Below are 9091 nucleotides of genomic sequence, written 5' to 3'. Positions count from 1 at the left end.
TCGTTTTTTAGTGATTTATATTACAAATAATAACTTAAAAAGTTAAAATTAATCATTTTAAAACAATATCAAAATGTATTGCAAACTATTTTATGTTAAAATAAATCAAACACGGTATCGCTATTTTTGAATTTTAACAATAACCATTTTTCCATTATAAGGTTTCTTCCCTTTCTCTCCTAATGCCTGCGTCGCTTCATCTAAATTATCAAACATCGCTTCATAAATAAAATATTTGCTAGAGCTGGCATCATAGAAGAAATTCACGTCTTTTTGTCCAGCCGCAACTGTTTTAGTAACGAAAGCATCACGTTTTTGAGCATCTGTATGAACAGCCAATATTACATAATAACCACTTTCAACATTCTTATTATTTTTAATAATCTGCATATTGGACTGACTTTCTCCAAAATCAAAATCTTCCGCTTTTAATGGTGTACTGCTAACTTTTGTTGTTTCTTTTATTCGTTTCAAAGTAGCCAAGTCCTGTGTATAGCGATCTTGGTCATTCAAAGAAGCGGCACGTTTAATTCTACGTTTCTTCTCTATCTCAGTTTCAACTTTAATTTGTTCAAGTTTGGCAGCCATGATAGCATTAGATTGTTCCGCTTTTGCCTGTTCTGCTTTTAAATTCTCAATAGTCTTTAAATAATTTTGGTTGATCAAATCATTTTTTGGAGTCTTTTTAAGTCTTTCAGCATAAAGTCTATTAAACTCATCCAATGATTCAGCCTGCGCTCTATTGACCTCTGCAATTTGCGCCTTAATAGATTCCAGTTCGGCATTTTCTGCAGATGTACTTTTGAATTCAACTGTAGTTTTCACAATACCTTTATCACTTAAATCGTTCTCTTCTCTCATTTCTTTTAATGCCTTTTGCTTATTGGCCACAGAGGCATCCAAACGACTTAACAATTGTTGTTGTTTACGTTTAGAATCTTCGAGTGTCTTAGTCAAATTATCCATTGATTTTCCATACTCATCTTTTGGCATAGCATCGGCTTTCGCTTTGGCAAGTGCCTCAACAGCCAGTTTAGCGGCGGCGGCGGCTTCAATTTTATCTTGTTCAGCCTGTGCAGCAGCAGCATCAGCTTTGGCTTTACTTTCTGCAGCCAATTTAGCGGCGGCAGCATCTGCATCGGCTTTTGCCTTGGCATCAGCGGCAAGTTTCGCAGCAGCTGCTTGGGCGTCAGCTTTGGCTTTATTATCCGCAGCCAATTTAGCGGCAGCAGCATCTGCATCGGCTTTTGCTTTGGCATCAGCGGCAAGTTTCGCGGCAGCAGCTTCGGCGTCAGCTTTGGCTTTATTATCAGCAGCCAATTTAGTGGCAGCAGCATCTGCATCGGCTTTTGCTTTGGCATCAGCGGCAAGTTTCGCAGCAGCTGCTTGGGCGTCAGCTTTCGCTTTATTATCCGCAGCCAATTTAGCGGAAGCAGCATCTGCATCGGCTTTTGCCTTTGCATCAGCGGCAAGTTTCGCGACAGCAGCTTCGGCGTCAGCTTTGGCTTTATTATCAGCAGCAAATTTAGCAGCAGCATCTGCATCGGCTTTTGCTTTGGCATCAGCGGCAAGTTTCGCGGCAGCTGATTCGGCATCAGCTTTGGCCTTATTATCAGCAGCCAATTTAGCGGCGGCGGCATCTGCATCGGCTTTTGCTTTGGCATCAGCGGCAAGTTTCGCGGCAGCAGCATCAGCATCGGCTTTTGCTTTACCATCTGCAACTAGTTTTGCAGCAGCTGCATCAGCATCAGCTTTCGCTTTATTATCAGCAGCCAATTTAGCGGCAGCAGCATCAGCATCGGCTTTTGCCTTGGCATCAGCGACAAGTTTCGCGGCAGCAGCTTGGGCATCAGCTTGGGCTTTATTATCTGCAGCAAATTTAGCAGCAGCATCAGCATCGGCTCTTGCTTTTGCATCAGCAGCAAGTTTCGCAGCAGCTGCTTCGGCGTCAGCTTTGGCCTTATTATCGGCAGCCAATTTAGCGGCAGCAGCGTCAGCATCAGCTTTTGCTTTGGCATCAGCAGCAAGTTTCGCAGCAGCTGCTTCGGCGTCAGCTTTCGCTTTATTATCGGCAGCCAATTTAGCGGCGGCAGCATCAGATTTTGCTTTAGCATCGGCAGCAAGTTTGGCAGCAGTGACATCGGCATCGGCTTTAACTTTATTATCGGCAGCAAGTTTCATAGCGACAGCATCAGCATCGGCTTTGGCTTTATTATCTGCAGCCAATTTCGCAGCGGCAGCATCAGCGTCAGCTTTCGCTTTAGTATCAGCAGCAATTTTTTGTTTAGCAGCCTCTTTTGCTTTGGCATCTGCGATTAATTTTGCAGACGCATCAGCATCGGCTTTTGCCTTAGCATCAGCTCCCAGTTTAGTTTTAGAAATTGGTTCTTGTTTTTTTGCTAAAGCTAATGCAGCAGCATCAGCTTTGGCTTTAGCATCTGCACTTAATTTAGCTTTTTTAGCCTCTTCTACCGCGTCAGCTTTTGCTTTCGCATCAGCAGCTAATTTGGCTCTGTTTTCAGCTATTTTTTGCTGCTGAGCAGCTTTGGCATCAGCAACTGTTTTTGCATCTGCTTTTGGTTTTGTAGTCGATGCTTTTTGTATTGGAGCTGGCTCAATCAAAGCTCCTTCTTCCTCATCATCACCGTAATCAAAATTGCTGTTTTTAAACTTATAAGCTAATACAATTATATGAGAAGCACCTAAATCAGAAATATCACCCAATCCCATTCCATAGGAATATTCAAGAGCAATTTTAGGAGTAATATTAAGACCAACACCTGCGGTCATTCCCAAAACGGAATGATAACCGCCTTGCACCCATATTCCTTTGGGAATTGTGAACATAGCAGATCCAGAAAAAGTAGTTTTTTCTTTATGTACTTCAGTTTTAATTAAACCTGAGAATTTGCTTTTATCAAAAAAACCATAAGAATCAATAAAACCAGTATACATCACATGACCTTCGATTCCCTTGTTAGGGTCGTCTTTTAAAATTCCAGAATTAAAATTATAGGTAACTAAATTATTAAAAGCCAATCCAAAATCAAAAAAAGCGGTTCCGTAATTGATGCCTGGATTAATAGTCAATATTGTATTTGACGGTATGTTTTCTAATGATGGATCAGGATAATTTGAAACAACTTTTCCACTATTTACACCACTTTTATAAGCACTCAGATTCATCCCAAAAGTCAAATTACTGTCTTCCTGCAACAAAATATTATGAGCAAAATTGGCAACCAAACCAGTAGTTGAAAGTACGCCTTGAGTTTGTTGAAAAACACCTAACGCCACACCCTCATTTTCTCTAAAACGTCCTGAATAACTTAATAAGTATGTTTTCGGAGCATTTTCAAAACCAGCCCATTGCGTTTTGTTAAACAAAGTTATGTAGGCACTTTGCTGCCGAACAAAACTAAATGTTGGATTAATAACAAAAGAATTAAATTTCAAAGAGTTTCCAGGAGGAATTACATATGATACAGCACCATCTTCTTGTTGAGCATAGAAAACTTGGATTGAGCAGCAAAAAAAGAAAACGCTTAGTAAAATTTTTTTCATATTATTTCAGAAGAGTTATCGAACCCTTTTTGGCAGATCCGCCAGTTGGAGTAATTATATAATAATAAACGGGATTGAAATTATTGAACTCTATAGCTGTTTGTGGCCAGCCATTATAATTGTCATAATTATCTGTTTGATAAACAATTTCGCCCAAAGAACTTAAAATCACAATATGTGTATTTGTTCCACTTATATACTGATCAGGAATAATCCAAGTGTCATTAACACCATCACCATTTGGAGTGACAATATTAGAAATTTTTGGAACATTTAGATTTACTTTAAAAGAAACTTCGAAAGGAAATTCATCAGCAATAATACAACCAGTCGTCTGGGTAACAACTCCTTTATATTTCCCTTCAGCTGTAATGTCTAGAGAAGATTTGTCGGCACCTGAGATTGCTACATCATTTAAAAACCATTGATAAGTCGGAGATGCAGCATCAGAGGTTATCGCAGCATTGAGCGTTTCTCCTTCCACAATATTATTAACTTTATCAACATCAACCCCAGAAATAGTACTATTGGTTTTTAAAACCTTTAAATCTAGTGTTCCTGTTGACTTACATCCCCCAAAATCGACATCACAAGTATAAACTCCAGACAAATTTGTTTGATACGTTTGAGACGTGGCTCCATCAATAATAGCATTATCTTTTCTCCAAACATACGAATTTCCGCCATTAACTGTTAATGTAGTTTGACCCAAACTTGCACAAAAAGGATTTCCAGAACTAGAAGTAATTACCGCACCAGATCCCGAAGCCCCAGATACTTTAACTATCTGCGAATGTGTGTTAAAATCTGTGCAAGGACCGTAGTCAACTTCAACATAATAATCCCCTGTCTGATTAACAGACAATGTACTATTAGATTCATTAGGAATAACATTCCCATCTTTATACCATTTATACTTCAATTGAGGATATTGTAACGGAGATGTTTTAGGAACAGACGGGGTAGTATTGTCTATAGCGAGGGTAACACTTCCTCCTATACAAAAACTAACCGAGTTACTCTGATTATTGATATAAAATGGTCCAGAATAAGACAAAAAATGAATAGGAAAAGAAGATTGTAAATCACTTGCTTTAAAATCAACACTTCTTATACCCGATGCACTTTCCACCCTTAATTTATAAGTATCCGAACCCATTAAATCTGCCGGAACTTCAAAAGTAAGTGTTTTATCAGTAGGAGTATCAGCAGGAACACTTGAATCGTTAGTTATAATGTTAGGTTTAATGATAGTCACAAAGTTATCACTCGAAAGTAAGACTATAAAATTTTCTGTTGCAGAAAACCCAGTTACTTTAAAGGGAACTTCATATCTATTATACCCATTTGGATAATCAACATTCGGTATATTGGCACAAATTCTAGGATAACCCAGTTTTTGAGGTAAAATTGTTGTTTGGGCAAACAAAGATAGGGCTGAAGGAAGTACCAAAAGCATCCAAAAAAACATAAATGCGCCGGAAGAAAAAAAGGTAGTAGGTTTGCTTTTCATATGTTGATATTTATTGCTATTCATAGGGGGCATATGCAATTCGCAAATCATCATTTTACTCTCAACCAAATGATAGGTTAAGGTCATTCTTATTAAACTGAATGTAAAACTATTTTAAATTAATAAAATGAAAGCTAAACCTTCTTAATACTAGGTCCAACTTTCATTTTATTAATTTTAAAACAATTATAAATTTTTATTTAGTAGCTGCTGTAAATTTTGAAAGTGCCAACCTAAAGTCTGGTCTTCTAGGATTTGCAAAATCATTAAAGGTTTCTAAGTTCGAAGTCTTAGAATATAAGATAAAGAATGCGCTATTGCCATAATAGCTCTCCAAATCTTCATTCTCAGTAGAGCCTTCAGTAAAGATATTGCCATTACAGAAATTCAAGTACATATCTTCAATTCTGATTTTCTTAAGATTTTTGTCGTTGATTTCAATTTTATTATCAAATACAACTGCTGGGCTAAATCCAGAAATCACACTTTTTGTTAAAACCAATGAACAGTTTTCAGCCACATAAACACCTTCTTTTACCAAACCCGCTTTGATATCCTGATCGATATTATCACTATCATTTGCAAGAGTTAAGTTTGTAGCAGTAACCAAAGTTTGTTTTTTTGTAAAGTCTACCTCTTCTTTTTTAGTGTATGATGAAACATCCAAACAACGGGATCCAGCACTACTTGTCAAATAAGAAGACCTAACCGCTAATGAATTATCAATTTTAGCCTGAGCTCCTAAAGTAAATTTAAAATCTATTCCGTTAGATTTATATGAAACCATTTTAGTCATTACGGGCTCACCACCTAGAACTTCAAATGAGTCACCAGCGGCATAACTTACCATAATATTTTCTAAGATTGTTTTATTTCCAATTCCTCCAAGCAAAAGAGCATTAAAACTCTCTGAAGAACCTCTTACCTTTTTACCGGCATATTCAATTCGCACATACTTCAAAACACCTGAAGAACTTGCAGCATTTGAACCTCCATAAGTAGTTAAACTTGGGTCTAAATCAAAATTTACAGAAGAATAATTTCCAAACTTATTAATCGGAGCATCACCAAGAATAACAATACCTCCCCAATCACCAGCTTTTTTTAAAGATTTATTAGATGTAAAAACAATAGGATCCGTCTCTAAACCTTCTGCAATTATTTGAGCACCTTTAGTAATAACCAAAGTACCTTTTGATTCACCGTCTCCAATAATAACAGTACCAGGTTCAATACTAAGAACTGCATTATTAGTCACGTATACATTACCTTGAATAATGTACACATCCTTTTTTACTAGTTTGGTGTTCTCACTAATATTACCAGCCAAAATCTGAGTAGCTTCGCCGTAATCAGCTTTACCAGGTTTAAATTCAGTCCAGTTATTCAACCAATTGCTTGATCCAATTATCCCTTTCTCTTGTTGTGCATTTATATTGCAAACAGTTGCAAGGAAAACCCATATAATAAATATATTTTTCATAGGTTTGGGGGTATTAAATTATTATTCGTAATCTCTGTAGGTCAAGAGTTTATTATCTCATTTAGAGTAAAAGATCAAACTTAGCTTAAGATTATAACATCTTATTCTAAAAACATTATTTCTTATTGTTGCTCAACTTCATGAAGTGATTTCAAAGTTTGCTCATAGAACAAAACCATAGTAACAAGTTGATTTTTATCCGCGTAAGGAAGCATTTTTCTTAAGAAATTAACAGTAATTTCTATGTAAGTTTGTGTTGCTTCAGTTTCTAAATCCAATGCTTTTCTATTATCGGCATCGTCTGGAATACCTAAATCTGTCATAGTTACCCCTGGTTTAGTAGCCAAAGCAATATGTGGCAATGTTTTCACAATTACTTTCATTCGCTCAATGTACAATTCCACCAATTCCCCTTTAGACATAGCCCTAAGTGTCTTATCATCATAATAAGTACGTAGTGAAGCACTTGTGCTAACTATACTTTTTGGCATATTTGGTTTTGCTTGTGCGAAGCCTTTAGACGTTAATGCTAACATAACAATACTGAAAAATATAATTTTCCCTTTCATATCTTGGATTTATTAATTAATAAAACAAAAATATACAATTAAATTGAATTTGCAAGTGCTGCAAAAAAAATTACAGATATTTTTAATTACAAATAGGGCGTTAAAACTGCTTTACACCGAGTAAAATCGACATTTTATCGGCATAAACTTCATTTAAAAAAATAACAGTTATTTGAAATTCATTAATTTATATCAGTTTTTACTTTTATATATTTGTAGTACTAAACTTCATAAAAGAAAATAGCGAAAAATAATACAGAAGTTATTAACACTCCTAGGTTGAAAAGAAAAAGAAAATTACATGAATTCTTAATTTGAATTATATAACAAAAACTCTGCGAAAAAGAAACTTTCTAATAGAAAATTTTTGAAACTATCATTTTCTCCTATCTTTGCTCCATGGAATTTTCGAAAATTTTAGGGCAAGGGCATATTAAAAATCACTTAATTCAAAGTGCTAATTTAGGCAGAATACCGCATGCTCAATTATTCATTGGCCCCGAAGGCAGCGGAACCTTAGCTATGGCAATTTCATACACTCATCATATCTTATGTAATAGTAACGAAGGTCTAAACGAATCCTGCAGCCTTAAATTTCAAAAATTATCACATCCCGATTTACATTTTATCTATCCGACAGTTACTACCGAAGAGGTAAAAGTAAAACCAAAAAGTATTGATTTTATTGTAGACTGGAGACAGTTTGTTTTAGAAAATCCTTATGGGGGATTATTTGATTGGTATGCCAAATTAGGGGTTCAGAACAAACAGGGGGAAATTCGTGTGGATGATGCTCAGGAAATTTTAAAATCTCTTTCCTTAAAATCTTACGAGGGCGGATACAAAATAATGATTATTTGGATGGCAGATAAAATGAACATTGCCGCTTCGAATAAACTACTCAAATTACTTGAAGAACCACCAGAAAAAACAGTTTTCATTCTCATCTCTGAAAATGAAGAAGATATCATTCAAACCATTCGTTCACGTTGTCAAATTACTCATTTTAGTAGTTTGAGTGAACAAGATATTACTGATGGACTTATTAAAAGAGAACAGATAGAACTTAAAGAAGCTCTGAAAATTGCTCGACAATCTCAAGGGAACTATAACAGAGCCTTGCATCTATTATATGATGACCACACGGCGTTGCCTTTTGAACAATGGTTTGTTACCTGGGTGCGGGCTGCGTTTAAAGCCAAAGGAAATGCAGCAGCAATACAAGATTTAATTGAATGGAGTGAGCAGATTGCTGCTTTGGGAAGAGAAACACAAAAAAAATTCCTGCAGTTCTGTATCGAAATGTTCCGCCAAGCGTTGTTGCTGAATTACGAAGCAAAAACACTGGTTTACATTGAACCCAAAGTCGAGAAATTCAAACTTGAAAACTTTGCGCCTTTTGTAAACGGGAATAACATTACTGAAATATTTAAAGAGTTATCGGATGCGATGTATCATATAGAACGCAATGGTAATGCCAAAATAATTTTAACAGATTTATCCATAAAACTTACTCGTTTAATTCATAAAAAATAAAACCCCATGAATAATATTGCATCTATTTTAATCTTAGTTTTTTTAGCTATCACTTTTTTACAGTCTTCACAGGATAAACTATTCAATTGGAAAGACAATATCGATTGGCTTAAAGAACATTTTGCAGAAACCCCTTTACGTAATCAAGTACCATTGGCTTTAGTAAATGTTTTGATACTAGAATTAATTTCCGGTATTTTATGCGTTGTAGGTGCAATAGAAATCGCAGTAAATAGTGGAAGAATCTACGGTTTATATGGCGCTATTTTTTCTTGCATCACTCTCATCATGTTGCTTTTTGGACAACGTTTAGCCAAAGATTATGACGGAGCCAGAACCATCGTATTATATTTCATTCCATCAGTAATGGCTGTTTACTGGCTTAACTAAAGAATCAACTTCAAATTAAATTAAAACTAATATTCA

Annotated in this window: 6 protein-coding genes; 2 read left to right on the top strand and 4 right to left on the bottom strand. The window is 35.9% G+C overall.

The annotated features are described in order from the left end of the window. Nucleotides 1-120: 120 nt before the first annotated feature. From DOS84_RS02270 to DOS84_RS02255, 4 genes are all read right to left on the bottom strand, one after another. A complete protein-coding gene (locus DOS84_RS02270) occupies nt 121-3564 on the bottom strand; it encodes a PorP/SprF family type IX secretion system membrane protein (protein ID WP_111408477.1) in 3444 nt (1147 codons plus the stop codon). Nucleotide 3565: 1 nt separating this feature from the next. Beyond that, nucleotides 3566-5164 (bottom strand): T9SS type B sorting domain-containing protein, encoded by a 1599-nt coding sequence (locus DOS84_RS02265; RefSeq protein ID WP_111408476.1) that lies wholly within the window; start codon nt 5162-5164, stop codon nt 3566-3568. Nucleotides 5165-5273: 109 nt separating this feature from the next. Continuing rightward, nucleotides 5274-6560, bottom strand: coding sequence for a hypothetical protein (locus tag DOS84_RS02260; protein WP_111408475.1), 1287 nt, complete (start codon nt 6558-6560; stop codon nt 5274-5276). Between the two features lie 122 nt (nt 6561-6682). Beyond that, a complete protein-coding gene (locus tag DOS84_RS02255) occupies nt 6683-7129 on the bottom strand; it encodes a hypothetical protein (protein ID WP_111408474.1) in 447 nt (148 codons plus the stop codon). A 399-nt stretch (nt 7130-7528) separates the two neighbouring features. On the opposite strand from DOS84_RS02255, the gene DOS84_RS02250 reads away from it, so the two are divergent. Together DOS84_RS02250 and DOS84_RS02245 are read left to right on the top strand one after the other, a co-directional pair. Beyond that, entirely contained in the window at nt 7529-8665 is a 1137-nt protein-coding gene (locus tag DOS84_RS02250; protein ID WP_111408473.1) for a DNA polymerase III subunit, read from the top strand. Between the two features lie 6 nt (nt 8666-8671). Further along, complete coding sequence (locus DOS84_RS02245) at nt 8672-9055, top strand: DoxX family protein (protein ID WP_111408472.1); 384 nt, start codon at nt 8672-8674, stop codon at nt 9053-9055. Nucleotides 9056-9091 lie beyond the last annotated feature (36 nt).

Source organism: Flavobacterium aquariorum, from assembly GCF_003254745.1.
GTDB classification, from domain to species: domain Bacteria; phylum Bacteroidota; class Bacteroidia; order Flavobacteriales; family Flavobacteriaceae; genus Flavobacterium; species Flavobacterium aquariorum.
Note: the sequence above shows the minus strand (reverse complement) of the source record. Positions and strands in the feature narration are given on the sequence as shown.